This is a genomic window from Blastococcus tunisiensis, from assembly GCF_900112815.1.
GTDB lineage: Bacteria > Actinomycetota > Actinomycetes > Mycobacteriales > Geodermatophilaceae > Blastococcus_B > Blastococcus_B tunisiensis.
Genome location: NZ_FOND01000007.1, coordinates 100,350 through 124,739 on the forward strand (window position 1 = coordinate 100,350; position 24,390 = coordinate 124,739).

Annotated in this window: 24 protein-coding genes and 1 riboswitch; of the genes, 8 read left to right on the forward strand and 16 right to left on the reverse strand. The window is 71.1% G+C overall.

Going from position 1 to position 24,390, the window contains the following annotated elements:
• Window positions 1-308: 308 nt before the first annotated feature.
• From BM142_RS10750 to BM142_RS10760, 3 genes are all read right to left on the reverse strand, one after another.
• On the reverse strand, window positions 309-2,030 hold the full coding sequence (locus BM142_RS10750) for an EAL domain-containing protein (protein WP_092197966.1): 1,722 nt from the start codon (window positions 2,028-2,030) through the stop codon (window positions 309-311).
• Window positions 2,031-2,285: 255 nt separating this feature from the next.
• Window positions 2,286-2,546: a universal stress protein gene (locus BM142_RS25655; protein ID WP_092197969.1), complete on the reverse strand. Its 261-nt coding sequence runs from the start codon at window positions 2,544-2,546 to the stop codon at window positions 2,286-2,288.
• 975 nt (window positions 2,547-3,521) lie between these two features.
• Window positions 3,522-4,391: a phosphatidylinositol-specific phospholipase C/glycerophosphodiester phosphodiesterase family protein gene (locus tag BM142_RS10760; RefSeq protein WP_092197972.1), complete on the reverse strand. Its 870-nt coding sequence runs from the start codon at window positions 4,389-4,391 to the stop codon at window positions 3,522-3,524.
• Window positions 4,392-4,545: 154 nt separating this feature from the next.
• On the opposite strand from BM142_RS10760, the gene BM142_RS24180 reads away from it, so the two are divergent.
• The 3 genes from BM142_RS24180 (at window position 4,546) to BM142_RS24880 (ending at window position 5,635) form a co-directional block, all read left to right on the forward strand.
• Window positions 4,546-4,749 (forward strand): three-helix bundle dimerization domain-containing protein, encoded by a 204-nt coding sequence (locus tag BM142_RS24180; RefSeq protein ID WP_139228850.1) that lies wholly within the window; start codon window positions 4,546-4,548, stop codon window positions 4,747-4,749.
• 381 nt (window positions 4,750-5,130) lie between these two features.
• Window positions 5,131-5,469, forward strand: coding sequence for a glycerophosphodiester phosphodiesterase family protein (locus tag BM142_RS24875; protein WP_256381291.1), 339 nt, complete (start codon window positions 5,131-5,133; stop codon window positions 5,467-5,469).
• A gap of 16 nt (window positions 5,470-5,485) precedes the next feature.
• Window positions 5,486-5,635, forward strand: coding sequence for a hypothetical protein (locus tag BM142_RS24880; RefSeq protein WP_217640673.1), 150 nt, complete (start codon window positions 5,486-5,488; stop codon window positions 5,633-5,635).
• A 640-nt stretch (window positions 5,636-6,275) separates the two neighbouring features.
• On the opposite strand, the gene fliG is transcribed toward BM142_RS24880, so the two are convergent.
• Window positions 6,276-7,340, reverse strand: a complete 1,065-nt coding sequence (fliG, locus tag BM142_RS10770) for a flagellar motor switch protein FliG (protein ID WP_217640674.1) — start codon at window positions 7,338-7,340, stop codon at window positions 6,276-6,278.
• 1,653 nt (window positions 7,341-8,993) lie between these two features.
• Between fliG and BM142_RS10775 the strand changes: the two genes are divergently transcribed.
• Window positions 8,994-9,614, forward strand: a complete 621-nt coding sequence (locus tag BM142_RS10775) for a hypothetical protein (RefSeq protein WP_092197975.1) — start codon at window positions 8,994-8,996, stop codon at window positions 9,612-9,614.
• A 38-nt stretch (window positions 9,615-9,652) separates the two neighbouring features.
• Here the strand turns inward: BM142_RS10775 and thiD are convergent, their stop codons facing one another.
• The 8 genes from thiD to BM142_RS10815 all read right to left on the reverse strand — a co-directional run bounded on the left by thiD (window position 9,653) and on the right by BM142_RS10815 (window position 16,914).
• The gene (gene thiD, locus BM142_RS10780; RefSeq protein WP_092197978.1) at window positions 9,653-10,561 is read right to left on the reverse strand and encodes a bifunctional hydroxymethylpyrimidine kinase/phosphomethylpyrimidine kinase; all 909 of its coding nucleotides are present in this window, start codon (window positions 10,559-10,561) and stop codon (window positions 9,653-9,655) included.
• Window positions 10,558-11,145, reverse strand: coding sequence for a thiamine phosphate synthase (locus tag BM142_RS10785; RefSeq protein ID WP_092197981.1), 588 nt, complete (start codon window positions 11,143-11,145; stop codon window positions 10,558-10,560). Before BM142_RS10785 ends, thiD begins: the two co-directional genes overlap by 4 nt.
• A complete protein-coding gene (locus BM142_RS10790; RefSeq protein ID WP_092197984.1) occupies window positions 11,142-11,954 on the reverse strand; it encodes a thiazole synthase in 813 nt (270 codons plus the stop codon). Before BM142_RS10790 ends, BM142_RS10785 begins: the two co-directional genes overlap by 4 nt.
• A gap of 4 nt (window positions 11,955-11,958) precedes the next feature.
• On the reverse strand, window positions 11,959-12,162 hold the full coding sequence (gene thiS, locus BM142_RS10795) for a sulfur carrier protein ThiS (RefSeq protein ID WP_092198259.1): 204 nt from the start codon (window positions 12,160-12,162) through the stop codon (window positions 11,959-11,961).
• A 5-nt stretch (window positions 12,163-12,167) separates the two neighbouring features.
• On the reverse strand, window positions 12,168-13,277 hold the full coding sequence (gene thiO, locus BM142_RS10800; RefSeq protein WP_092197987.1) for a glycine oxidase ThiO: 1,110 nt from the start codon (window positions 13,275-13,277) through the stop codon (window positions 12,168-12,170).
• A complete protein-coding gene (gene thiE / locus BM142_RS10805; protein WP_217640675.1) occupies window positions 13,274-13,975 on the reverse strand; it encodes a thiamine phosphate synthase in 702 nt (233 codons plus the stop codon). Before thiE ends, thiO begins: the two co-directional genes overlap by 4 nt.
• A gap of 65 nt (window positions 13,976-14,040) precedes the next feature.
• The gene (locus BM142_RS10810) at window positions 14,041-15,417 is read right to left on the reverse strand and encodes a purine-cytosine permease family protein (protein WP_092198265.1); all 1,377 of its coding nucleotides are present in this window, start codon (window positions 15,415-15,417) and stop codon (window positions 14,041-14,043) included.
• A riboswitch (TPP riboswitch) is annotated at window positions 15,407-15,519 on the reverse strand. It overlaps the preceding gene by 11 nt.
• Window positions 15,520-16,314: 795 nt before the next feature.
• A complete protein-coding gene (locus tag BM142_RS10815) occupies window positions 16,315-16,914 on the reverse strand; it encodes a hypothetical protein (protein WP_092197990.1) in 600 nt (199 codons plus the stop codon).
• A gap of 319 nt (window positions 16,915-17,233) precedes the next feature.
• On the opposite strand from BM142_RS10815, the gene BM142_RS10820 reads away from it, so the two are divergent.
• Together BM142_RS10820 and BM142_RS10825 are read left to right on the forward strand one after the other, a co-directional pair.
• Window positions 17,234-17,746, forward strand: coding sequence for a TetR/AcrR family transcriptional regulator (locus BM142_RS10820; protein ID WP_217640676.1), 513 nt, complete (start codon window positions 17,234-17,236; stop codon window positions 17,744-17,746).
• Between the two features lie 315 nt (window positions 17,747-18,061).
• Window positions 18,062-18,865, forward strand: coding sequence for a TetR/AcrR family transcriptional regulator (locus tag BM142_RS10825; protein ID WP_092197996.1), 804 nt, complete (start codon window positions 18,062-18,064; stop codon window positions 18,863-18,865).
• A 214-nt stretch (window positions 18,866-19,079) separates the two neighbouring features.
• On the opposite strand, the gene BM142_RS10830 is transcribed toward BM142_RS10825, so the two are convergent.
• Together BM142_RS10830 and BM142_RS10835 are read right to left on the reverse strand one after the other, a co-directional pair.
• Entirely contained in the window at window positions 19,080-19,271 is a 192-nt protein-coding gene (locus BM142_RS10830; protein WP_092197999.1) for a hypothetical protein, read from the reverse strand.
• A gap of 434 nt (window positions 19,272-19,705) precedes the next feature.
• Window positions 19,706-21,916 (reverse strand): putative bifunctional diguanylate cyclase/phosphodiesterase, encoded by a 2,211-nt coding sequence (locus BM142_RS10835; RefSeq protein ID WP_092198002.1) that lies wholly within the window; start codon window positions 21,914-21,916, stop codon window positions 19,706-19,708.
• 739 nt (window positions 21,917-22,655) lie between these two features.
• On the opposite strand from BM142_RS10835, the gene BM142_RS10840 reads away from it, so the two are divergent.
• Entirely contained in the window at window positions 22,656-22,982 is a 327-nt protein-coding gene (locus BM142_RS10840; protein WP_092198005.1) for a histone-like nucleoid-structuring protein Lsr2, read from the forward strand.
• Between the two features lie 164 nt (window positions 22,983-23,146).
• Here the strand turns inward: BM142_RS10840 and BM142_RS10845 are convergent, their stop codons facing one another.
• Window positions 23,147-23,350 carry a DUF5999 family protein gene (locus BM142_RS10845; RefSeq protein WP_092198008.1) on the reverse strand — a complete coding sequence of 68 codons (204 nt, stop codon included), beginning with the start codon at window positions 23,348-23,350 and terminating at the stop codon, window positions 23,147-23,149.
• A gap of 107 nt (window positions 23,351-23,457) precedes the next feature.
• Between BM142_RS10845 and BM142_RS10850 the strand changes: the two genes are divergently transcribed.
• Window positions 23,458-23,946: a SpoIIE family protein phosphatase gene (locus tag BM142_RS10850; RefSeq protein ID WP_256381288.1), complete on the forward strand. Its 489-nt coding sequence runs from the start codon at window positions 23,458-23,460 to the stop codon at window positions 23,944-23,946.
• A 101-nt stretch (window positions 23,947-24,047) separates the two neighbouring features.
• Here BM142_RS10850 and BM142_RS10855 read toward each other — a convergent pair whose 3' ends face one another.
• Window positions 24,048-24,389 (reverse strand): Dph6-related ATP pyrophosphatase, encoded by a 342-nt coding sequence (locus BM142_RS10855; protein WP_256381289.1) that lies wholly within the window; start codon window positions 24,387-24,389, stop codon window positions 24,048-24,050.
• Window position 24,390 lies beyond the last annotated feature (1 nt).

Consider the following 24,390-nt stretch of genomic DNA (forward strand, 5'->3'; position numbering starts at 1 on the left):
CTGGCAATCCGGTGGTGGACTACGACGCCACCGGAGTGCCCCGGCCGCGGCGGCCGGCGCGTGCCGGTGGGAGAGCGGGATGTCCGTCACCGGCCGGGGCGGGGAAACAAGGTAGCGCTAGCAGAGTCGGCAGCCCAGCCGGCCGTCGTTGGCGCCGGGACTCCGACCCGCAGACGGGTCATCTCGCCCACTCCGGCTGACTCTGGCCACCACCGACCCTGACCCTCGCGCGATGCACGGGGGGGATGCAACAGCGGCCGGTGACAGCCCTTGTGACCAACTGCCGGTCCTTGCAGGCGGAAGCTGGATCAGGCAACAGCCTTTCGGACCGACCCCGTTGGGTGTGGCGCAGCGGAGAACAGTCGTTCAGGGGGCTGCGGACGGCTGAAGTGGTAGCCCTGGCCGTAGCTGGCTCCCAGACCGCGCAGCGTGGTGGCTTGTTCCGGGAGTTCGATGCCTTCGGCCACCAGGGTGGCTCCGACTTCGGCGGCATACCCGGCGATGGCACGGGCGACGGCCCGGCAGGCCGGGTCGGCTTGCACGTCGCGGACGAAGGCGACGTCGAGCTTGATGATGTCCGGCGTGAGCTGTGTCAGGTGTTGCAGGCTGGCGAAGCCGGCGCCGGTGTCGTCGATCGCCAGCCGCAGGCCGCGGGCCCGCAGGTCGGCGATTGCCTGGCGGATAGCCGGGTAGTCGCCGACCTCCTCGTGCTCGGTGACTTCGACGACAAGTCGGCCGGGTGCACAGGAGCGCAGCAAGTCCTGGGTGACGGGGTCCAGAAGTGCCGCGGGGGAGAGGTTGATCGACAGATAGGTGTCGCCGGGCAGTTGCGGTAGCAGGCTGAGGGCGGACCGGGCGGCGGCCTGCTCCAGGTACAGGAGCAGGCCGAGAGCTGCTGCCTTCGCGAAAACCTCGTCCGGGCGTCGCGGCGATCCGTCGCCGTCGACGAAGCGGGACAGGGCCTCGTAGCCGACGGCGCGGCCGTCGCTGAGGTCGACGATGGGCTGAAGGGCGATCGATCGGCCTTGTCCGTCGACCAGGGTGCGGAATGCCTGGCGGTCGGCTTCCCGTTCCCGGCTGAGCCGCTGTTCGGCGGCGAGACTGTGCCCGACGAGCCTGGCGACGACGGCCAGGGCTTCCAGTTGGGCGCTGCTCGGCGCGGTGATGCTGTCGGGGTGCAGGCCGCAGAGCGTTCCGTACAGAGAGCCGTCGGGCAGCCGCACCGGGACGCCGCAGTAGGCGCCGATGCCGAGTTCGGTCGTCACGGGCATGGCTGCCAGGACCGGATGCGACGCCACGTCGGGAACGGCAGGCGGGATGGCACCGTTCAGCAGCAGGGTGCAGTAGCCGTCGGCGGCTTCGTTGGTCGAGCCTTCGGCGGGAGACGGCGCGCTTCCCCCGGCATCGACTGCCGCGAAGGTCTGCACGCCGTCGGCGATGCGGGACAGAAAGGCCAGTTCCATGCCGAGCACGCCGCGAGCGGTGGACAGCAGCCGACGGATCACGGCCGACGGCTCTCCCGGCAACGTGGGTCTGTCGTCGGCCCGCTGATCGGTGAGGTGCAGACCGGCCAAGAGCTCGTCGGTAGCCCGGCCAGCCCGCAGCCGGGCTACCGCCGTGGCGCACTGCTGGGCGAGCGCCTCAATGAGGACCTGGTGTTGGGCGCTGAAGGGTGCCCGCCCCGGCGAACGCTGGAGGTAGAGGCCGCCGAGCACCTTTCCGCCGGCGGTGATCGGCACACCGATGATGGCTGGCCCGTCCGGGGTCGTCCGGTGGCCCCTCGACCGGTTGGAGCGAACCGAGCGCCCGGCGAGCACGGTCTCGATAACCTTCTCCAGGCGTGTAGGCAGATCCGGTGGACCTTCAACCACCTCCACCGCGATTGCGCTGTCGGAGCCGATCAGGTGTGCCCGTCCGGACGTCGCACCGGTCAGTTCGTGAGCGACCTGCAGGGTGCGCTCGAGGATCGCCTGCTCATCGTCGGCGTCCGCGATGGACACCGCGGCGGCGATGGCTGCGGAAGTTCTCACCCACCCGTGATCGACCGGCGGACGCAGCGCCTGCAGTTCGGAACAGCCCGATCACCCTTACGGGGCAGCATCTCCGTTGGACTGAGGAGAAGGGCCGAAGGGGGCTGGTCCGTATCGACACCGACAGTTTTGACGCGACCGCTCCGACCCATCGCTCGGAGTAGAGGGTTGGCGCGCGGCGAGGTGCAGTGACCGCCTGGCGAGGGTCGCGGCCGGGGACGGGAGGGGCAACTGGTACTCGTTCTCAGGGGGCGGTCAGCCGCGTGGGGTTGGTACGACGAGGACGGGCCGGTGGGCGTGGTGCAGGGTGGCCTTGGCGACGCTGCCGAGGAGGAGCCAGCGGCTGGCCGACCGGCCACGCCACCCGACGACGATGACTGCAGCGCCCCGGTCGGTCGCGAGCTCGGCGACGTCTCTGGTCAGTACGGCTAGGGGCGACGCTAACGCTGAGAGGCGGCGACGGGCGGCCTGATTCGAAGCTCCCCGTTCAGCGTGGGAACCGGCTTCATCCCTCATTGGCGGGAGGTGCCGCAGTCCCTGCAGCGCTTGCGTGCCGGCGCGTTCTGGTGGGCGCAGTTCTCGCAACGCCAGGTTCTTCGCTCCATCGTTTCCATGACTGCCCTCACTGTGGTTGCGACCACGACCGTGCACATTCCCGGCCGACCGTCCGTCTGCCGACTTCTCGGTCGTGACGAACGTGCGCCCTGGCCGGGGGCGCTGTCTCCAAGTCGACGGCAACGCTAGGAGCGCCCGATGGCGCTCAGGCGTCACATGAGTAACAACCGACCGACACTTCGCGAGGCGTCCCGGCCGCGGGATTCAGCGCTGCCCGGTAGAGCCGTCGGCTGAACGACCGGGTGACGGCGCGTTCTGCGCAGGGGGCAGTGGGCGCGAGAATCCAGTCACCCGACTCCAAAGAACGACGGCCTGACCAAGGAGTCATCTCAACTGGGGCCAGTTCCCGTGCGGCACTTCTCGGCCGGCGCCCGGCGCTGATCGACGCCCGGCTGGGATCGCACACGGTCCGGGACGTGCTGGAGCCGGCGGTGAGGCCGCCCGGCCCGGTGAGGGTGTCCAGGTCCGGGGTCTCGCCCCGGTCGGGCACGCGGGTCGAAGCCGTCCCAGTGGATCAGCACCACATGTTGATCAGCACCACCTGCTGTGGGGAGCGGGCGGGCGTCCTCCGATGCGCCGGCAGCTGCCGGGGGGCGACGATCCTGGCCCCGCGGCCAGCACGGTGGCGAGGCGCCCGATGACGGATTCGCCAGGGGCGTCCGCAGGGGCGGTGAAGAGATTCTCGGTCAGTGGACGGTCATTCCTCCGGCCCCCGAGGGACGGTGGGCCGGCGAGCCTGGATGCCGTGAGTGACGGGGCGGTCGACTGCCGGTCTTCCCGGTTGTGTGCGGGCGGCGAAGCGGGGATGCGCTCGCGCGGTACCGCGGGCGGGCCTGCCGGGGACGGTCGCCCCGGCCGGCCCGATTCCATGGAGGTTCAGGCGGCTTCCTGCTCCTGCGGGTCGTGGGCGAGCAGGAATGCCTGCAGGCCGGCGAGGTCGTCGGTGTTGATGTGGTCGACGCCCGCGGCGATCAGCTCGGTCCACACCGCGTCACGCTCTGGGCCGGGCATGTCCGGGGTCGCCCAGAACCGCACCCGGTATCCGTGGGCGTGTGCGGTCGCCACGATGGAGTGCAGCTTCGCCCGCTCGGCCTCGGGCATCGGGCCGACCCCGGTCCAGGTGAAGTGCCGGGTCCAGTTGTCGCTGACCAGCGGCATGAGCTCCGCGGGCAGGCCGGAGTGCAGGTCGGTCAGCCGGCCGTCGTAGCCGGCGAACCGGGTCCGCTGCGCGGCCATCTCGGCCAGGGGGCGGTTGCCGCTGATCACCGCGGTGACTGCTCGCTCCTTCATCGTGCCGTCGGTCCAGCGGGTCATGAGCTGCGGGTAGGCGCGCAGTGCCTCGTCGATCGCGGCGTAGGTGGAGGGTCCGTCGCTCTTGATGTCGATGAGCAGCTGCAGCGAGCCGTCCCAGCCGCGGTAGGTCGAGCCGCCGTTGGCGGCGAAGCGGTCGGCCAGTGGATCCAGGTAGAGCGACTGCAGGGTCACCCCAGGCTGGGTGTCCTGGAGGTCGTGCGCGACGCGCAGCTCGCCGTCCACCAGCCACACGTCGGCTTCCACGCTGGTGAATCCGTGATCGAGCGCGTCCGCCAGTGGCCGGTCGTGCTCGTAGTCGTTGTGCGCGTGGGCCCGTTCGAGGGGTTCGACGGCGGACGTCGGGGGTGCGGCGGAGGCGGGGGCGATGGCGGGGGCCGTGAGGACGGCCGCGGTGGCGACGATCAGGGGCAGGGCTCGGCGAGTGAATCTCATGGCCGAGCACGGTTCCTCCGCCGGGCGAAGCACTCGCGGACCGCCGGCGGCCTCCGGTTGAACTGTCCCTGTCCGAATCACGACGCCGGGCACGTTGGCCCAAGGTGGCGCACCCGCCTGCGCGGGACATCAGCGCGGGTGCTGGGATAGGCCCATGGCAGACGCGGCTGAACTGTGCGGGCCGGTGGCGGAACGTCTGGAGAAGGTCTTTCCGGACATGTGCCCGGTGGTAGTGGAGGCCTCGGTGCGCGTGGCACGCGGACGACTCGCCGGCGCCCGCGTCGAGCAGTTCATGCCGGTGCTGGTCGAGCGGGTCGCTGCCGACTCCCTGCGGCAGCTGTCAGATCCCGACTGGTAGACGGATCCGTTCCCCAGCGGTCGACGACCCGTACGGCCGGTTCATGCCAGCGGCAGCCCCGTCGCGGGCCGGGTCGGTCGCAGCAGCGGCCGACAGACGGACGGTCCCCTTCATGTTCGCTCAGCGCTCACCCGCCGTGCTCCGGGGAGTCAGGTTCACCGACGAGCGTGACTCTCCCGACCCGGACGGGTCCGCGCATCGGAGGAGAGGAGTTCACGCATGCCTCAGGCATCGCGCGCGACGCTCGCGGTGTGGTGGCAGCCGGCGTAGTGGTTCTGGCCGCGGCGCCGGCGGGGGCCGAAGCCCCGAACAAGTCCGGCGTGGACCCACGGCCCGGTTACGGCGCGCAGCGGTTTCGACCTGCAGGCCCACCGCGGGGGCATCGCGCTCACGGTCGAGAACACCCTGGCCGCCTTCGACCGGGCCGTGGAGCTGGGTGTGACCACCCTGGAGCTGGACGTGCAGATCACCGAGGACGGTCACGCGGTGGTCACCTACGACCGGGACCCCCAATCCGCGCAAAATGCGCGCGGACACCGTGCCCGCGTTCCCCGGCGAGCCGAGCACCCCTACGTGCCCGATGGGCGCTACATCAAGGACCTGACCCCTGCCCAGGTGCGCACCATCGACTGCGGCTCGCACACGCTGTCGGAGTTCCCCGACCAGCAGGCCAGCCCCGGCGCGCCGATTGCTGTCGGAGGTCTTCGCCCTGGCCACTGAACGGCATGCCCGCCAGGTGACGCTGGACGTGGAGACCAGGCTGGAGGCCGGCGCCCCCGAGCGGACCCCCGCCGCGGCACAGTTCGTCGAGGTCGTCGCCGGGAAGGTACGTGAGGCCGGGCTGCTGGACCAGGTCACCATCCAGTCCTTCGACTGGGTGCGCTGATGCTCATGCGCCAGGTGCAGCCTGAGCTGCCGATCGTCGCGCTGGCCAACGGGCAGCAGTTCCTGCAGGACTGGCCAGTCCGGCGCCTCACCATGGCTGGGCGCATCGACATCGACGACTTCGGCGGGGACTTGGTCGCCGGCGGCAGAACCGGCCGACCTCGCCAACTTCGCCGGGGACTACATCTACGTGTACCAGGTCGACTCGAGTTCCGTGCGCCGGCCCTACACCCCCTCCCGTCGGGTGACGATGTCGCTCAGACCCAAACGGAGGCCCTGGGCAATCCAGGTCAGAGCGCCGAGGGAGCACCGGGTGGCCGCACCAGCCTGGCTGCGTCCTGGCCCTCGATGAGCAGCGACCCTGACGTCACCGGACTGGGCATGCCGAGCCGACCGTCACGTCCTCTGGCGGGCGGTTGGTAGCCCTCCGATGGTTGCCTGCCCGTCCTGCGGCAGTGAGGTCGCTCGGTCGCGGCGCGAGTCCGTGCCGGTTTGCCCCCGTGTCGTAGGCGGCGGAGGCTAGTTCCTCGACGGTCAAGAGGAAGTTTTCTTCTCGACGACTCGTCCATGTCACCAGCAGTCGGGGGCGGCCATCGATGCGCCCGCCGTGGATGGCCCAAGCGTCGGGGTTGCAAGTCTTGTCACGTGATGAGGTCTTCGTCGCCACCGCGGTTGATGGTCAGCTCGCCGCGTTCCTCCATGGCTCGGATGGCCGCCACGACCTTGGCCTGCGCCTCCTCGACCGTGTGGGTGCGCACAGGACCGAGCAGATCCATCTCCTCATTGAGGTTCTCGGCGGCGCGTTCGGAGAGGTTCCGGACGACCTTGTCGCGGACGTCGGGCCGGACGCCCTTGAGGGCAGTGGCCAGGTCGTTGGCCTCGACCTCGCGCAGCACCTGCTGCAGGGAGCGGTCGTCGATGGTCACGATGTCTTCGAAGACGAACATCTGGTCGCGCACCTTGGCGGCCAGCTCGGGGTCGGTGGTGTCCAGCCACTCGAGGATGGAGCGCTCGGTGGGCCGCGGGGAGCGGTTGATGATTTCCACGAGGGTCTCGACGCCGCCGACGGTGGCCATGTCCTGGTGGGCGAGCAGCGAGCCCATCCGGCGGCCGAGCTCCTCCTCGACGAGGCGGACCATCTCTGGGGATGTCCGGTCCATCGTGGCGACGCGGTGGGCGACCGCGGCCTGCTGCTCGGGCGCGAAGCCGGAGAGCACCTCGGCCGACTGCGCGGCGGTGAGGTGGGCGAGGACCAGCGCGATGAGTTGGGGGTGTTCGTCCTTGAGGAAGGTGACCAGCTGACGGACGTCGGCGTTGCGCAGTGAGGAGAACGGCACCTCTCGGTAGGCGGCGTTCACCCGCGCCAGCAGGTCGTCGGCCTTGTCTTCGCCCAACCCCGCCGCAAGGATTTCGCGGGCGAACTCGACCCCGCCTCGGCCGACGAACTGCTGGGCGGTCATCAGGCCGTGGAACTCGTTCATGACGTCGTCGACGTCCCGGGGCTCGACCGACCCGAGGCGCATCAGCTCGCGGGTGATCTCCTCGACCTCGCGCGGTCGCAGCTTGGCGAGGAGGACACCGGCCTCGTCTCTGCTCAGCTGGGCGAGGAAGACCGCCGCCTTGCGCAGGCCGGAGGGCTCCGGAAGCGCCACCGCGGAGGGCGGCGCGGACCCGGCCGGTGCGGGTTCGCTGCTGAGGACGGTCACCTGGTCTTACCGAGTGCCGCTGGGATCATGCTTCCGCGCTGGGGGATGCCGGTCGTTCACGGCCATTCCTGGTGACTGGACCGAGGGGTGACGGTCGGGGGCGGGACGGCGATCCGGGTCAGTGGCAGTCGTATCGTGTGGTCCTGTCGCGACTTCGTCAGGGGCTGGACCACGTCGTCTTCGGGGGCGCGGTGGCGCCCGGCGTTGCCCGCTCGCTGACTGTCGGTTGTTCTCTCGGCGGGCGTGGCTGTACCCGTCGACGTCTCTCGGGCAGGCTCTCCGGTGTCGGCGTGGAGCCAACCGCGCGGGACGAGCTGCGGAGCTGCGTGGTCCATGTCGCTACACTATGGATGTTCGCGCCTACGCTGGGTAAAGCACGCCGTCCGCGGGCGATCCGTGCGCGGGGCCAGCTTCGGCGGTGATGGGGAAGATCGCTTCACCGGGCACTGTGCCCGTTCTCGCCGTCGAACGGCTTACGGCGCGGTGCCTGGGTGGCGACCGGAAAGGCACAAGGGATCTCCGACGCCGGGATGCGGCAGCCGGCCGGGCAGTCGAACTCGACTGCATCGTCGCCGGTCCAGCCGACGGCGGCGGCTTGCCGACAGCGGGGGCAGGTCTCCCAGGTGACTCGTTCACTCACGGCCGTCTCTGCACTCCCTGGCTCGGCCGGCCTGGCTCCGGGCGCCGCGGCGTGCCTGCGCCTGCCCACATCGCCGGCGTCAGCGCGGAGGCGGTGACGCAGGCTGAGCACACCAGTGCGCCGTCGACCAGGCCGGCCAACGCAACGTATTGGGGGATGCTGATCGGTGTCCCGTCATCGGTGGTGAGAGCGCCGTCGGTGGGCTGCTTCTCGCCGCAGTGTGAGCAGATCAGGGGCCGGTGGCCGGGGGTGGTCATCGCCGCCTCACCGCCAGCGGATGGTGTGGGCCTAAGTGCTCTGCCCCGGTCCATGCAATGGGCGCAGCGTTCAACACGGGTCCAGTCGCCTCCTCGTTAGGCGGATGGATCAAGGGGGCGGTCGGCGTTCGCGCGCCGGGCGCCCCCGCCTTGCATCCTGCGCCCCTCGACTCGCGACGCGCCAGGGGATCCAGCCTGTGCCGGCCTGATTTCCGATCGAGGCGGCATATGCGTCAGCTGTGGTGGGTCCTTGGGCGTGGCGGACGCTGGAACCGAGACGGCCGCAGCGTTGTGAGGACGGTTCCTCTCCTCGGAGGCTTCGAGGGTGCGAGGGCGGCTCCGCTGGGTCGCGCGGGATTTCACACCGAAGCGCCGCCGGCGTGGTGACTCCAGGGCGGACGTCGTCCGACGCGGCGGTAGGTCGTGAGAGGGCCACAGAGGACAGACAGGCCGTACACGACCACCACAGGCGCCGTCACCTCCTCGAGGGGCCGCCGCGCCATTCTGAGGCTTCGGCGGCGTGTGCGCGGAGCCCGCCGGAGCCGTGGACACGCTTCCGATCTGCCGTGGTATCGACGCCGGAGCGTCGGCGCCCGCAGGGCAGCCTGTTCGCAACGATTCGGGCACGCGGCATCACAGCCGGGTCGGCGGCCTCCGCAAGTCGCGCGTCTGTCACTTACGGTTCGACCACCCGCACTACGGACGGTGCGGTGGCCGGCGTGTCCCCGCGTCGGCTGTACTCAAGGATGGTGATGGATGACTGGCGCACGCAGTCTGACCAGTGGCGACCTCCTGCTCGGCGAGCTGTGTCGACCGAGCTGGTGGCTCGTCGGCGCGAGTGACGAGCAGCGGGAGAGGATTGTCGCGGGACCGTTCCGCGATCGCACCGACGCGGCGTGGGCGGCGAGCACGTGCGAGCCCGGGACAGCCAGCGGGGTGCGCCCGGCTCATGGCCTGCCTCGGCCCGACGGTGCCCTGGCTACCTGCTCGACTCCGGAAGACCGTGCCTGGCTTGGCCACGTCAGCGCGCAGATCGACCGGCTGCCGGAGGGCTGGGACGCCGACGTGGACGACGAGGATCCTCTCGTCACCCTGGTTCTCGAGATCACGGCGGCTTTGGCCGAGGCAGGGCTGCCGCTGCATGACCCGGCTGGTCCGACCGGCGGGGTGTGTCTGAGCCCGGAGCCGGTGTTTGACGCCGTCGTCGTTGCGTGGCGAGCCCATGACCGGTCCAGCCTGGACCAGCTCCTCGGGGTCGACACGGACGCCACCGTTCGGCAGATCATGACCCGAGCCGTCTGGGACCTTCTCTTGCTGCGCGGATTCGCCGTCGACCGCTTCGGCAGCGCCGGAAGCTGCGTCGTCCGACCGGGCTGACGCCGGCGCAGCTGCGCACCGACCCAGCCCCTCCCGGCTCAGGGCGGGAGGAGCTGGGTCGGGTCTACGTTCGGATCGCCGCCCACCGGGCGACGCTGACCGGACGTCGGGCCGTTTAACCTGAGAACCCCAGCAGAGCGGGTTCTGCGGTCGGCGAAGTGGTCGAGCGGTCCGTGGCCGCGGCCCAGTCGCCAGGCAGCGCCGCCGGTGATGGCTCCGGTGACGAAGTCCTTGGCATGACCGACGGCCTGGTGCGCGTCGGAACCCGTCGCCAGGGCGGCTGCCGTCGCGGAGGCGAAGGTGCAGCCAGTGCCGTGGTTGTTGCGGGTGTCGATCCTGTGCCCACGGAGTTCGTGGACCCGATCGCCGTCCCACACGACGTCGACCGCTTCTCCGGCGACGTCGGCGACTGCGTGACCGCCCTTGACCACCACGGTGGCGGGGCCGAGGGCGCCGAGCGCCCGGGCGGCCTCCCGCTGGTCGCCGAGGGTGCGGATCACGGTGTTGAGCAGCACTTCGGCCTCGCGGAGGTTGGGGGTGAACACTGCCGCGTGCGGCAGGAGTGCGGCCAGGTAGAGCCGCTCGGCCTGCGGCTCGAGCAGCCGGTCGCCGCTGGAGGAGACCATCACCGGATCGACGACCAACTCAGGCAGCCGGCCGCCGGCGGCGAGGTTGGCAACGGCCCGGACGATCTCGACGGTGGCGAGCATGCCGGTCTTGACCGCCGCGACGGGGAGGTCGTCGAGCACCGCCTCGACCTGGGCGAGGACGAAGTCGGCCGGCACCGGGTGGATAGCGCGGACGCCCTGGGTGTTCTGCGCGGTGAGCGCGGTGACCGCCGAGGTGCCGTAGACGCCGAGCGCGGCGAAGGTCTTCAGGTCGGCCTGGACGCCGGCGCCGCCGCTGGAGTCCGAGCCGGCGATGGTGAGTGCGACGGGCGGGGTCATGCGGCCGCCTCCTGCAGTGCGGTGAGGTAGGCGGGAACGGTGCCGGGGGTGCGCATGATCGGGCCCATGACGGCGACCCCGTGCGCCCCGGCGGCGAGGCAGACGGATATGTCGGCAGGTCGCACGCCGCCGAGAGCGTAGGCCGGGGGTGCTCCGGCGATCAGCGCGGCGAGTCCGGCCGCTCCGAGGGCCGGTCCGTAGCCGGGCTTGGACGCGGTCGGGAAGACCGGGGAGATCATCACGTAGTCGCACCCCTCGGCCCGCGCCGCGGCCGCCTCCTGACCGGAGTGGCAGGAGCGCCCGACCAGCCCGGGTCGCGGCCGGGGAAAGGCGTCACTGGCCGCGAGATGGACGGCGGAGGCACCCACGCACCCGGCCGCGCCGGCGTGGATTAGCAGGCCACCGGCCGGGGCGAGCACGGTGAGCAGCCGTTCGGCCAGGCGGTCGCGCTCGTCGTCGGGCAGGTCCTTCTCCCGCAGCACGACCGCCCGGGCGCCGCCGTCGACGGCGGCGGCAACCGCATCGACCAGCGGTCGGTCGCACTGCGTCCGGTCGGTCAGCACCAGCAGGCGGGGCAGGTTCACAGCTCGGCCAGGCCTTCGGTCGGGGTGGAGGCCTCAGCGTGCCACCGGCGGGGGATCCGGCCGGCGCCGCGGGCGAGCCGGCCGGCCTCGACGGCGTGTCGCATGGCCAGCGCCATCCGTTCCGGGGCGCGGGCGCGGGTCACGGCGGAGGCGAGCAGGACGGCGTCGCAGCCGAGCTCCATCGCCAGTGCCGCGTCGGAGGCCGTGCCGATGCCGGCGTCGAGCACCAGCGGCACGTCCACCGCCTCGCGCAGCAGGGCGATGTTGTGCGGGTTGCGGATGCCCAGGCCGCTGCCGATCGGCGAGCCCAGCGGCATGACGGCGGCACAGCCGGCGTCGGCGAGGCGTCGGCCGAGGATGGGGTCATCGTTGGTGTAGGCCAGCACGGTGAACCCGTCGGCCACGAGCTGGTCGGCGGCATCCAGCAGCTCCACCGCGTCGGGCAACAGGGTGGTCTCGTCGCCGATGACCTCCAGCTTCACCCACGAGGTGTCGAGCGCCTCCCGGGCCAGCTGCGCGGTGAGCACCGCCTCGCGTGCGGTCCGACAGCCGGCGGTGTTGGGCAGCTGCCGGACCCCGCACCGGTCCAGGACCTCCAGCAGCGGTCCGCCGATGACGGCCTCCATCCGGCGCAGCGCCACGGTGACCAGCTGGGTGCCCGAGGCCACGACGGCCCGCTCCAGCACCTCCAGGCTGGGTACGCCGCCGGTGCCCAGCAGCAGCCTGGACGTGAACGGCTCGCCCGCGATCGCGAACGGATCGGCGGCCTCCTGCCGGTGCAGGGCCGGAGCGACGTCGGATGTCGTCATCTGGTCATCCTCCTGCGGTCGGGGCGAGCACCTCGATGCTGTCGCCGGGAGCCAGCCTGGTCGTCTCCCACCGGCTGCGCGGCACCACCTCGCCGTTGAGCGCGACGGCGACGCGACGGTGCTCGCCACCGCCGCGCGCCGCGAGGAGCGCCGCCACGGTGGCGGCTTCCTGGACCTCGGCCGGAGCGCCGTTGACGGTCACCTGCATCTCGATCACCTCCGGAACCGGTCGACGGTGAAGGGCTCGGCGAGCTCGGGCAGGGTGCCGGTAGTCAGCAGCTCGGCGATCGCCTCGCCGGTCACCGGCGCCAGCAGCACACCGTTGCGGTAGTGGCCGGTGGCCAGCACCAGGCCGGGCAGGCCCGAGGGTCCGAGCACGGGCGCGTTGTCCGGGCTGCCGGGTCGCCACCGGGCGAGCGTCTCGACCAGCTCCAGCTCGCTGACTCCCGGAACGACGTCGATCGCGTCGTGCAGCAGGTCGTGCACGCCGCCGGCGGTGACTGCTGTGTCGAAGCCGCGGTCCTCGACGGTGGCGCCGACGACCAGGCGATCGCCGGCGTAGGGCACCAGGTAGACCTGTCGCCCCCGCACGAGCGCGCGCACGGTGCCGGCGAGCAGGCCGGCGGCGCCGCGCAGCCGCAGGATCTGGCCCTTGACCGGTCGCACGGGCAGCGGCGGCACCCCCGGCAGTGAGGCGCTGTGCGCGCCGAGGGCCAGGACGACGACGTCGCCGGTCAGTTCCTGGCCGCCGGCCAGCCGCAGCCCGGTGGCCCGCCCGCTCTCGACCCGCACCGCCTCGGTCCGTGCGCGCACCATCCGAACCCCGGCGCCCGCCGCGGCGGCCAGCATCGCCCGGTGCAGCGCCCGCGGGTCGACCGAGTGGTCGCCGGGTACGTGCAGGCCGCCGCGCACCCGCGGGCTCAGGGACGGCTCCTGGCGGCGGGACTCGCGCCCGGTCAGCCGCTCGGCGTCGAGTCCGAGCTCCTGCTGGAAGGTGTGCAGCGCGGACAGGGCGCGCATGTCGTCCTCGTCGAAGCCCACCACCAGGGTTCCGGCGGTGCGCAGCCCCACCTCGACGCCGGAGGCCTGCGCCAGCTCGGCGGCGAAGCCGGGATAGCGCTGCAGCGAGGCCCGGCACAGCTGCAGCAGCGGCTCCTCGCCGTAGGCGGCCTCGGTCACCGGCGCCAGCATCCCGGCCGCGGCGAAGGAGGCCCCGGTGCCGGAAGCCTCGTCGACGACGGTCACCGACAGTCCGCGCTGCGCGCACCGCCAGGCCACGGCCAGCCCGATCAGGCCGCCGCCGGCGACCGCGATCTCGGTCACCGGGGCGCCGACCGGGGGACGCGGGCGGCCGGCGGCGGGCCTGGTTCCGGGCGCCGCGGCCGGCCCTGCGGTGCCGCGACCAGCGCCGCCAGCAGCGCCCGGGTGACCGTTCCCGGGTCGGGTGCGTCGGACACGGCGGAGACGACGGCCACTCCGGACGCGCCGGCCGCCAGCAACGCAGGGATCCGGTCGGGGGTGATGCCGCCGATGGCGATCACCGGAACGGCGACCGCCGCCGCGACCGCCGCGATCCCGTCGACACCCAGCGGGGCCGGCAACCCGGTCTTGGTCACGGTGGAGAAGGCCGGGCCCACGCCGAGGTAGTCCGCGCCTGCCTGCACCAGCTCGGCGGCGGTCGCGGCGGTGCGCGCCGTACCTCCGAGCAGATGGTTGGGGCCGGCGATCGACCGCGCCGCGGCCACCGGCAGGTCGCCGGCGCCCAGGTGGGTGCCCGCCGCGCCGACCGCGAGCGCAATGTCGACCCGGTCGTCGACGATGCACGTCGCTCCCCGCCGCGCGCAGACCTCCGCGACCCGGGCGGCGAAGTCGTACAGCGCCAGGTCCGGGCAGAACTTCACCCGGACCTGCACGATCCGGGCGCCGGCCGCCACCGCCGCGGAGACGACACCGAGGGCGTCCCTGCCCTGACGGGCGTCGGTGAGGACGTGCAGTCCGCCGATCCGGCGGCGAACCTCCACCGCCCGGTCCGGGCCGATCGGAAGCGCGGAGCCGGTTCGGCCGGCGGCGCTCTTTCGGTGGCCTGTCACCGGAGGGCCTCGGACTGGGCGACCGGGGACCGTGCCCGGCGGCGGGCGGACAGCCCGCCGGGCAGACAGACCAGCGTGGTCAGTGCCGCGGCCACCGCGAGGCTGACCAGCGACGCGGACCAGCCGTTGGCCGGGTCGATGCCCAGGTCGGCCTGGCGGGCGGCCCACCACGACGTCCAGCCCCCGCCCGGTCCGGGAAAGAAGGTCGGCAGCGTCAGCTGGTAGGCCCCGAAACCGGTCGCCCACGCCAGGAGCAGCGCCGGGCGCGCCGGCGCGGTGTCGGACACATCCCAGCGGCCGCGCGGCAGCAGCCAGTAGGCGACCACGAAGACCCCGAGCAGCGGAACGAACACCGCGCCGATCAGGAAGAGGAAGGGTTCGTAGGCGACCAGGTCGGCCATCAGCGCCAGCCCGGTGGCAAGCACCCCGACGAGCACGGCCAGCACCCGGCGGTCCAGCCGGGCGACCACGTTCTGCGCCGACACCGCCGTGGAGTAGATGTTGGCGAACGCCTCGTCGACCTCCACCACCAGCAGCACCAGGACGGCCAGCAGCCCGAGCGGAACGGCCAGCAGCGCGTCCACGACGTCCAGACCGCCTCGTCCGTAGGCGACCAGCGCCAGCGCGCCGAGGGTGAACAGGGCGATGGTGGCGGCGCCGTAGCCAGCCGTGGCGCCCACGAACGCGTCCCGCCCGCGCCGGACGTGCCGCGTGTAGTCCGCCGCCAGTGGGAACCACGACACCGGCAGCGCGATCACGATGTCGGCCGCCGTCCAGAACGATCCAGCCCCGCCCTCGGTCACCGCCGGCAGCGGCTCGGACAACACCTGGATGTACAGGTAGACGATCGCGGCCAGCGCCGCCCACACCGCATACCGCGCCAGCACCCGCACCGCGCCCAGCGGGCGCAGCGCCATCAGCGTGGCCATCGCGCCGGCCCCCAGCACGAACGGCCAGCGCGGTGCATCCAGCGCCCGGGAGGCGGCCTCGGCGATGATCCACACCTCGAAGGCGGCCCAGCCCACGCACTGCACGAGATTGAAGGCGGTGGGCAGGAACGACGTCCGCCGACCCAGCAGCCCCCGCATCAGCACCATCGCCGGCACGCCCTCGCGAGCGCCGGCCGCCGCCCCCAGGCCCAGCAACACCGACCCGATCACCGCACCGACCACGATCGCGCCGATCGTCACCGACAGCGAGCGGTCGAAGAGGACCACGTAGGTGGCTGCCACCGGCAGCAGCAGGCTGATCCCCAGGCTGCCCCACAGCCCCGCCGTGTCCCACCGGCCCAGCGTCCGCGGCGGCGCTGGGGAGAGCGTGAGCGGTGCGTCCCCCGATGACGTGGTGGCACCCACAGCGCCGAACCTGCTCATGATCGCTCCCTACGCCGGCATTACCCGGTCAGGTTCCAGCGGTCGGCGGCACAGTCAGCCGCCCTCTCAGCCCGGTTCCTCCGAGCTCCCGCACATCGCGCCCGTAGCCTAACCGGGATGTCCGCGCTCGCCGAGCGCCCCCCCGGGTCCTGCCACCACAGCGCACAACCGGCCTGAGCAGATGCGCGGGTCCGCGATGGTCGGCGCCCCGGCTCCCGGCGAGCGAGAAGTCGCCCGTGGCCCCGGCCTTCTCCGCGGCCGCCGGTGCTGGAACGGGCACCTCGGACATCGGTGCTTCCGGGCTCAGGGCCGTCAGGCAGCCATCGCTGGTCGCCACCACGTGACCCACCGGACGATCGTCGCCCCGGGGGACGGGGGAGATGTCGACGTGGTCGCAGAGCCGGCGGCGAGCCAGAGTCCTTGCCGCCGCGGCCCGAGACGTCGGCGACCCCCTCCTCGAGGATGACTGTGCAGGCCACCCTGCCCTCGGTGCGCCTGCCCCGCCGCGTCCGACCTGCACGCGTCGGCCGGTGACCACGTCGCGCACCCGGCTCTCGGGTAGGTATTCCATGCGTGGCAGGTCCGTGGCGTAGGCGTGCGGCTGCCCGGCGCGCCTCCACCTGTCGACCGCCGCGGGAAGCCCGTCGTCCAGCCCGCTGGGGCGTCAACTTCCTCCTGCCGCCCACACCGCGTGCGGGGTGGAGTCGGTTTCCGAAGAGCTGGCAGCGCTCGTCGATGCCCCGATGGTGGCCACGGCCGAGGGCTGCGCCTCCTGGACGGTGCGCGTACGCGCCGGGCCGGACAGCCCGATCTGCTCGCGAGGTCCTCGTCGTCGGCTTCGGGGAAGGACTCATCTCGACCAGCGGCAGCCGAACGGCGGTCACGCCAGCGGCTCCCTCAGCGATCCGTCGGCGCCTGGGACCGTCCACGGGCGGCGACTGCCGCTTCCATCTGCAGTCCGGCGATGAGGAAGTGGACGAGGCGGTCGATGTCGACCGCTGCCCGGGGGCGGGAGCGCAGTCGGTCGATCAGCAGCGCGCGCAGCACCCAGCACAGAGTCTGGACAGCGTGATCCGGGATCGTCCCGTGGCACCCGGCGCGCGCAACGACCGCCGAGACGGCGCGCATCAGGGGCCGGTCGAGAGCGTCATGGACCGCGACTTCGAGCCGCGGGCTCCAGACGGCGGCACTGAGCACCGCGGCCACGACACGCTCGTCCCTGCTCGATGCGGTCCGCCACCGATGCAGCAGCGTGTGCAAATCTCGGTCGAGATCTCCGGACGGCTCGAACGCGGGAAACAGCTGTACATGCTCGAGCGCGCTGACCACCAACGCTTCCAGATCAGGAGAATCTCCGAGGGCCGGACCGGCGGCCCCCGCTCGGGCCCTGATCTCATCGGCGGTCAGGCCGGCGCAGCCCAGCTGGGCCAACGTGTCGAGCACGGCGCTGAGGACACGCCGACAGCTCGTCGACTTCCAGCTGAAGGCGTCGCTCATGCCACCTTCCTTCCCTGCCGACAGATCCCGACGGGGTGCGATGGTGTCCCCGTGCTGCCCACCGGCAGGCTAAGGATCACAGGGGGAACCCGGGGGTTCCGTCTCTTGGAGGGCGCTGGCATTCGGGATGCTCTGCCTTGAGCAGCGGTTTCTCCCATCAGCGATGTTGTCTGGCGCGGCAATCGCTCGTTAGGCTCACTCAGTGTCACCGCGTCAGCCGAGCATGCTGTCCTGGGGCGTTCCCCCGGCGGGTGCGCGACCCCGGCGACGTCGACTGGATCCCTCTCGTGACCGCGCGATTCAGGCGGCTGTCCTGGAGGTGTTGGCGCAGGTCGGCTACGCCGGACTGACCATGGATGCGGTGGCCAGGACCGCCGGCGTCAGCAAGGCGACCATCTATCGGCGCTGGTCGTCGAAGGCGGACGTGCTGGTGAGTCTCATCGATACGGCCAGCGACGAGACGCTCGTGGTCCCGGACTCCGGTTCCCTGCGGGGTGACATGGTCGAGCTGCTGACCGCGCTGGCTGAGGTGCTGGCGGGACCGGGTGGAAGCGCCAGTCGAGCGCTGATCGGTGCCATGAAAGAGGAACCGGCTCTGGAGGCAGCCTTTCGACGTGGTCCCATGGCGCGCTGGGCGGAAGCCTTCGCGACGGTCCGCGAGCGTGCCGTCGCTCGCGGCGAGTGGGTGCCGAGTGGCGCAGCGTCGTTGGCGGCCGAGGCGGGCCCGGCGATCCTGCTGCTCCGCTGGATGATCAGTGGCATGGACATCGATCAGGAACTGGCCGTGGCGGTGGTCGACGAGGTCATGATGCCGCTGCTTCGGCGGCTCTAGCATCCCCACCATCCGGTGAGTACTGGCGGTGCCGCCGGCCAACCCGCCTCGGACTGCGGCGCCAACGGCCACTGAGGAGTGCACCCCAGGGCCGCACCTGACCACGGTGGCCGCGTCGTCTGTCGGTGTCCGAGTGGACCCAACACACGCTGTCCGTTTCATGCCCATCCCATGCGCGGAAGGGCCAGAGGAGCTGCGCAGAGAGACGCACTGCAGGAGAGCCGTCGACGGGGCTCATGCTGATCGACGGCTGAACCCTGAACACCGGCTGCAGCCTGGCCTCGTCCGCATACGTTCTGCTCTACCGTAAGTACTGTGAGTGACCTCGATGGTGTGCGAGCTCAGCGGAAGGCCCAGACCCGAGCGCGGATTCTCGGGGTCGCCAGGGAGCTGTTCCAGACATGCGGCTTCGGCGACGTGACCGTCGCAGAGGTGGCCAGCACGGCTGGTGTCTCGGTGCAGACGGTCTTCAACCACTTCGCCACCAAGGAGGAGCTCGTCTTCGCCGGGCGTGTGTCCTGGGTGGAGGGGCCCGCCGAGGCGGTCCGCGCCCGGGGCCCGCAGCAGTCTGCTCTGGCGGCCTTACACAGCTACCTCATCGACTGGGTCCGGGCCGAGATCGTGGCGTCCACCACGGAGGAGCACCGCCGTTTCCTCACCACGGTCGAGGACTCACCGGCTCTCCGCGTCTACGAGCGCGAGTTGCACCACGAGGCGGTCACCCGGCTGACCGAGGCGTTGAACGAAGGGGGAGACCAGGGATGGAGAGGAGAAGGCGGCCGTCGGCGTGGAGGCGACCCGGACGATTACTCGATCATTGCGTCCCTGACCGCGTCGGTCTGGCTGGCCGCCATTCGCGCACTGCTGCTCGACCTGCGCCGTACACCTCCGCCCGTACCCGGTACCGCGGAAGTCGCCGCCGTCGTCGAGATGACCGAACGAATCCTCGATGGCTTGCGAAACGGGTCGGGCATCGCCTCCGGCGATGATGGTGTGACGGGCTGCGGTGCCCTCGCCGGGGCTGAACCGACGGACCCTCTTGCGGCGCCCCGGCAGCCGGCTGGCCGGCAGCGTTCCGCTCGGCAGATGCCATCGGTCGTGGCGGGGCCGATCACCTGACGTGACCGATCGGTCCCGGAGGAGCAGTGGCGACGAGCCCCCATCCCTCGTCGCCGGCCGGCAACTCGCTGAGGAGGCCAAGCGTCGTAGGAGCCGTCCCGCGGGCGAACTCCTCCGATCAGCGGCGGTGTTCGCACAGTCAACGTGGCCGGGGGCGCTGAGGGAAGCCGAACGAGCGACAGGCCAGCGGTGACCCCTCCTGGTCACGGTGCGCTCAGGGAGTCTGCCGCTCGTGGTCACGGTGCTGGCTCCAGGCCCGTGTAGTCAGACCGGCGAGCCCTACGGCGGCCACCGTTCCTACGACTCCACCGATCGCCCCCTCGATCCCGCCCATGACCCCGCCTAACAGGGCCACGCCGAGCAGGATGCCCAGGACGGCAGCCGCTTCGATCTTGGAGACCCGCATCGATTGATCATCTCAAACGCTTGGCTCAGCCAACGGTGGACCGCCCAAATCTCCGTTCAGCAGGGCAGCTCACAGAGGAGGAGTGTTCAGACGCCTCGCTGAGCCGCGCGGCCTCTAGACCGGTTATCGCAGGCGGCCTCTGCCGGATCATCGTGTCGACCTACATTGGTCGTGGACCCCGCGCCTCGCCACTCGTCTTGGGGCGCGGGGTTCCTGATTGACAGTGGGCCTCGTTCGCCTCGAATTGTTCCGCAACGGGGCACCCTCGGCGGTGGGCAGGGGCGACCAGCTGACGGGGTGAGGGCGAGGTTTTCGGCGAGCAGGGCCCTGGCAGGCGAGCTCAGCAGTGTCGATCACAGTCCCTCGACGGGATGGTCGGGCTGAGGGCTCAAGTGCCGCTCGGTCCGCAGGACCGACACGGCGTCCCGTTGGGTTCAGGACGTGGAATTCTGTGCTCGGGGAATCGGTGGTAGAGGGCTCCGTCGCCGGGGGGCCGGTGTCAGGGCCGCCGTGTCGATCTCATTTCGGATGCCGGCCGGCTCGAGGGTGTTGAGCAGGGCCGGGATGTTCTCCGGTGGCCGGGGCGGGGAGAACAGGTAGCCCTGGGCCAGGTGGCAGCCGAGCTCGCGGATGCAGCGGAGCTGCTCGGGGCTCTCGACGCCTTCGGCGACGGTTTCCAGGTTGAGGGAGCGTCCGAGGTTGATGACGGCGGCGACGATGGCGGCGTCGTCGGGGTCGACGGCGATGTCGCGGACGAAGGACCGGTCCACCTTGACCACGTCGATGGGGAAGCGCTTGAGGAAGGTCAGGGAGGAAAATCCGGTGCCGAAGTCGTCCAGCGCCAGGCGCACCCCGAGCCTGCGGAGGGCGTGCAAGGTGGCGATGGTGGCGTCGGTGGCGTCCAGCAGTGCCGTTTCGGTGAGTTCCAGGCACAGCGCGGCAGGGTCGGCGCCGGTGGCCGCCAGGATGTCGCCGACGACCTCGGGGAAGCGGGAGTCGCTGAGTTGGCGGGCGGAGACGTTGACCGCCACGGTCAACGCCAGGCCCGAATTGCGTTGCCAGTCCTGGAGTTGACGGCAGGCTTCGTGCAGCACCCAGGAGCCGACGGGGACAACCAGGCCGGTGTCTTCGGCCACGGGGATGAACTGGTCGGGGGAGAGCAGCCCGCGGGTGGGGTGCTGCCAGCGGACGAGTGCTTCGACTCCGGTCATCTGGCCGGTCTGGACGTCGATGACCGGCTGGTAGAGCAGGCGCAGTTCGCCGCGGTCGATGCCGCGGCGCAGGTCGGCCTCCACCTGTTGGCGCAGCTCCAGCGCCCCGCGCAGGGCGCCGTCGAAGACGACGTAGCGGGCCCGGCCCCGGTCTTTGGCCTCGTACATGGCCAGGTCGGCGTCACGGAGGAGGGCTTCGGCGCTGTCGTGGCCGCGCGCGGAGACGGCGATGCCGATGCTGGCGCCGAGCACGAACTCTTCCTCACCCACCCGGAAGGGCTCGGCCATGGCCGCCAGGAGGCGGTCGGCGATGACGAGCAGCTCGTGGTCGCCACCGATGTCCTCGCAGATGACGACGAACTCGTCGCCGCCGAACCGGGCCGCGCTGTCGGCGGCGCGCAGGTGCTTGGACAGTCGTTCGGCGGCCACCCGGAGCAGCTCGTCGCCCACGCTGTGCCCGGCGGAGTCGTTGACCGTCTTGAACTGGTCGAGGTCGACGAACAGCACCGCCACCGCGGTGCGATGCCGGCGGGCACGGGTCAATGCCTGCTCCAGCCGGTCTGCGAGCAGGCGCCGGTTGGGCAGGCCGGTCAGGCTGTCGTGCAGGGCGTGGTGGGCCAGGAGTTCCTCGGCCTGGCGCCGCCCGGTGACGTCGACCAGCTGCAGCACGCCGTGCACCGGCTGCCCGGCGGTGTCCCGTACCACCGAGATGCTGGTGTCGGCCCAGATCACCCCGCCGTTGGCGTGCACGTAGCGCTGCTGAACCAGGTGATGAGCGAGCTCCCCGGCGGCCAGCTGTTCCAGCGCCGTGCGGGTCGCCGCCCGGTCCTCGGGATGGGCGAGGTCGCCCACCTCGAGGCGGCCCAGCCGGGCGGCGGAACGGCCGGCGAGACGGCCCAGCGCGGCGTTGGTCTCCAGGAACCGGCCCAGCGCATCGGGCGCGAGGCTGACCAACGCCATCCCGGTGGGGGCGTCGGCGAAGGCGGACCGGAACCGTCCTTCGGAGACGGCCAGTGCGTCCAGCGCCGATGTGCGCTCGGCGAGCAGCTGCTGGTTGGCCGCGAGCGCCGCCTCCTTCTCCCTGAGGTCGGCGAACAGAGCAGCGCCGCCCAGCAGCGCCCCGTAGGTACGGCGCAGCGACCAGTAGTAGACGGCGACCCCCGCGGTCACCAGCATCCAGATCGTGTCGTGCCAGGGCAACCCGGCCTGCAGTACCGCAAGGTGGTGCGCATCGACCCCGGGCAGCGGCAGCAGGTGCACGGCGTGCAGACCGTGGCCGACGCCGCAGGAGAAGAAGATGAGACCGGTAGCGGTCCCCAGCCGATTGGACCGCAGCTGACCGGTGCGGGCAAGCGGGCCGAACACGGCCACGGCGATGGCGAAATAGGCCACTGCGATCACACCGCTGCCGGCTGCGCTCAGTTGCCACGCCATGATGTCCGCCCCCGCTAATGATGCAGATGGGGTGTCCCTACGATGGATTACCTGGGGCGCGCTGAGAACCGATGTGAACGGGCCCGGCGCCGTCCGCCGCCGCGAGATTCAGCGTGCCGGTCCACGTCGATGAACGGGCCAGCGCGGCGTGCGACCTTGTGCATCGTCTCGGCCGCTCAAGCACCGTGGCAGTCGGGGCGGTGAATGTCAACGATGTGACTCCACCGCGGACCTCCGTCCTGCCCCTTCTGGCACGCTGCAGTTTTGTACCGCGCCAACGGACGAGGCCGGGTGGAGCTGCACGAGACGATCTTCCTCTTCACATGAGGACTGCGGCGCATGTCCAGATCGGCCCAGCCGCTGTCGGGGATGTGGACACAGCGGCCGAGCCCACGCCAGGGCCCGGCCAGGTCTTGCTCGCCACGGTGGGCCGAGCTTCGATCAGCGTCCCTGCAGGGCGGGCGACGGAGAGCGGTTTCCCGCAGCTGAGCTTGCCTTCTAGCTGGCGACATTCGGTTCAAGTCGCGTCGTTATCGGCCGCGAAAGCGTGGGTCGCCCGATGGGTCACCAGAATGGTAAGCCAGGGTGCCGCCGGCAGGCGGGCGTGGCGGGTCGTTCATTCCTGTGAATGATCAGCAGGTGAGGCCTCCGGGAGAACCCCCTAGTGTGGGCGACGACCCCTGAGATCATGGGGCTGCCATTATGCGGTCAAGCGCCCCGCACCCGAGGAGATTCACGCATGGCTCAGAAGACGAAGGTTGTACTCGTAGACGATCTGACCGGTGAGGTACTGCCGGACGGTCAGGGTCAGACGGTCAGTTTCGCCCTGGAGGGCACGTCCTACGAGATCGATCTGAACAAGGACGACGCCGACGCGCTGCGGCAGGTGTTCCAGCGTTACGTGGCGGCCGGCCGCAAGGTCGGTCGTCAGCCCGTCGGCCGGCGCGGTGCCCGGGCCCGGGACACCGCTGTCATTCGTACTTGGGCGCGGGAGAATGGGCATAACGTCTCCGAGCGTGGCCGCATCCCGAGCGCCGTCGTGGAGGCGTACGAGGCCGCTAACTGACCTGCGCCAGTCGACGATCCGCTCCTCATCTTCCCGACCGCCGCGGTGTTATTGCTGGTCGGTGAGGCCGGTGAGGGGACCCGGGTTCTCCGGCCAGCTCCGAGGACGCTCGACGGAAAACAAGCACTGATCACGCCCCGTCGCGGGGTGTCGGGAAGCGACGGTCAGCGGCTGGCGAGCTCCGGCGTCAGCCAGGTGTGGTGGCGCCGCACCGCGCTGCCGTCGGGCAGCAGTTCGCCGTCGTCGTCGAAGAGGACCACGCCGTTGCACAGCAGGCTCCAGCCCTGCTCGGGGTGGCTGCTGGCCACGGCGGCCAGGTCGCGCGCGTCGTTGACTGCGTCGGGACAGGGTGTTGTGTGGTGGCACATCGGGATCGCATCCGTTCGGGCCGGGGGAGCGGCGTTACGCACTGTGTCGAGTCGATTACTCGATGAGGCAGAGTGTGCGCTTCGCGCCCCCTCGCGTCATGAGATGTATGTCACAGTGTCCGGCGCGTGGGGTTGTCGGCTGCCTCCATGTATCCGTGGCCGGAGGCAACACCCGATCGCGGCGCCGTCGGATTGACGGCGGATCGCCGCGGGGGCTCGCTTCCCGGTGGTCACAGCTTGGGCGCGTGGCGGTGCTGGACACCCGGCCGGAGATCCTCCTCGGCGCGGAATCGCGCAACCGGCGCACTGACCACGAAGCCCGACTGCAGTCCGGGGAATCGCTCCTGTTCTACACCGACGGGCTGGTCGAGGACGGCCGCTCCTTGATCGACGAGGGGATCGCCCGACTCGTCCGCGTGGCCACCGAAGTCGTTCACGTGACCGTCGATGAGCTGTGCGACCAGCTGCTTGAGCGCATCGTTCGGCATCGCCCGACGACGACATCGCGATCGTGGCGGTGCGATGCCACCCCGACGCCGCTAAAGACTAGCGCTTGTGCGTGCCGCCGATACTTCATTGCAGGTCGGAGGGTGTGACCCCACTTCTCGTCAGCCGTGGGCGTCGGTCCCGGCGGTGTTCCGATCCTCAGTCATCTCGACCCTGGCCGACATGTCCTGTGCTCTGCCGGGCTGAGCAGTTACACCTGCTGGGGCCGCGGGGTTGCGAGCCAGTACCTGTAGCGGCGTCGACCTTCGGTGGTCTGGATTTCCCGCTCGAGTAGTCGCGGCTCGGAGGGCCGAAAGGGAACAGGGGACCGGAACAACGGTCCGTCGAAGACGAACGTGTGGTACTCACCGAACTCCCCGCACGGGTCCATGCCTTCGGGCAGGTGGTCGATGAAGTGCCTGTCGAGTGGCACCCCGACATGACCGACGTCCAGCACGTCGGCATTGACCACCACGGTCACTGCACGCATCCCCGAAGTCAGGAACTTCTCGACGCATTCCCGGGAGGACAATCCCCACGGGGGCTCCAGCACC

What these genes read in the sequence shown, in the direction of transcription:
- BM142_RS24180 (WP_139228850.1), top strand. Translation starts at nt 4,546, where the DNA reads ATGGCAGACGCGGCTGAACTGTGCGGGCCGGTGGCGGAACGTCTGGAG.
- thiD (WP_092197978.1), bottom strand. Translation starts at nt 10,561, where the DNA reads ATGACCCCGCCCGTCGCACTCACCATCGCCGGCTCGGACTCCAGCGGC.
- BM142_RS10845 (WP_092198008.1), bottom strand. Translation starts at nt 23,350, where the DNA reads ATGTGCCACCACACAACACCCTGTCCCGACGCAGTCAACGACGCGCGC.
- BM142_RS10815 (WP_092197990.1), bottom strand. Translation starts at nt 16,914, where the DNA reads ATGAGCGACGCCTTCAGCTGGAAGTCGACGAGCTGTCGGCGTGTCCTC.
- BM142_RS10830 (WP_092197999.1), bottom strand. Translation starts at nt 19,271, where the DNA reads ATGCGGGTCTCCAAGATCGAAGCGGCTGCCGTCCTGGGCATCCTGCTC.
- BM142_RS10810 (WP_092198265.1), bottom strand. Translation starts at nt 15,417, where the DNA reads ATGAGCAGGTTCGGCGCTGTGGGTGCCACCACGTCATCGGGGGACGCA.
- BM142_RS25655 (WP_092197969.1), bottom strand. Translation starts at nt 2,546, where the DNA reads ATGAGGGATGAAGCCGGTTCCCACGCTGAACGGGGAGCTTCGAATCAG.
- BM142_RS10775 (WP_092197975.1), top strand. Translation starts at nt 8,994, where the DNA reads ATGACTGGCGCACGCAGTCTGACCAGTGGCGACCTCCTGCTCGGCGAG.
- BM142_RS10790 (WP_092197984.1), bottom strand. Translation starts at nt 11,954, where the DNA reads ATGACGACATCCGACGTCGCTCCGGCCCTGCACCGGCAGGAGGCCGCC.
- BM142_RS10760 (WP_092197972.1), bottom strand. Translation starts at nt 4,391, where the DNA reads ATGAGATTCACTCGCCGAGCCCTGCCCCTGATCGTCGCCACCGCGGCC.
- BM142_RS10835 (WP_092198002.1), bottom strand. Translation starts at nt 21,916, where the DNA reads ATGGCGTGGCAACTGAGCGCAGCCGGCAGCGGTGTGATCGCAGTGGCC.
- thiS (WP_092198259.1), bottom strand. Translation starts at nt 12,162, where the DNA reads ATGCAGGTGACCGTCAACGGCGCTCCGGCCGAGGTCCAGGAAGCCGCC.
- BM142_RS10850 (WP_256381288.1), top strand. Translation starts at nt 23,458, where the DNA reads ATGTCACAGTGTCCGGCGCGTGGGGTTGTCGGCTGCCTCCATGTATCC.
- BM142_RS10840 (WP_092198005.1), top strand. Translation starts at nt 22,656, where the DNA reads ATGGCTCAGAAGACGAAGGTTGTACTCGTAGACGATCTGACCGGTGAG.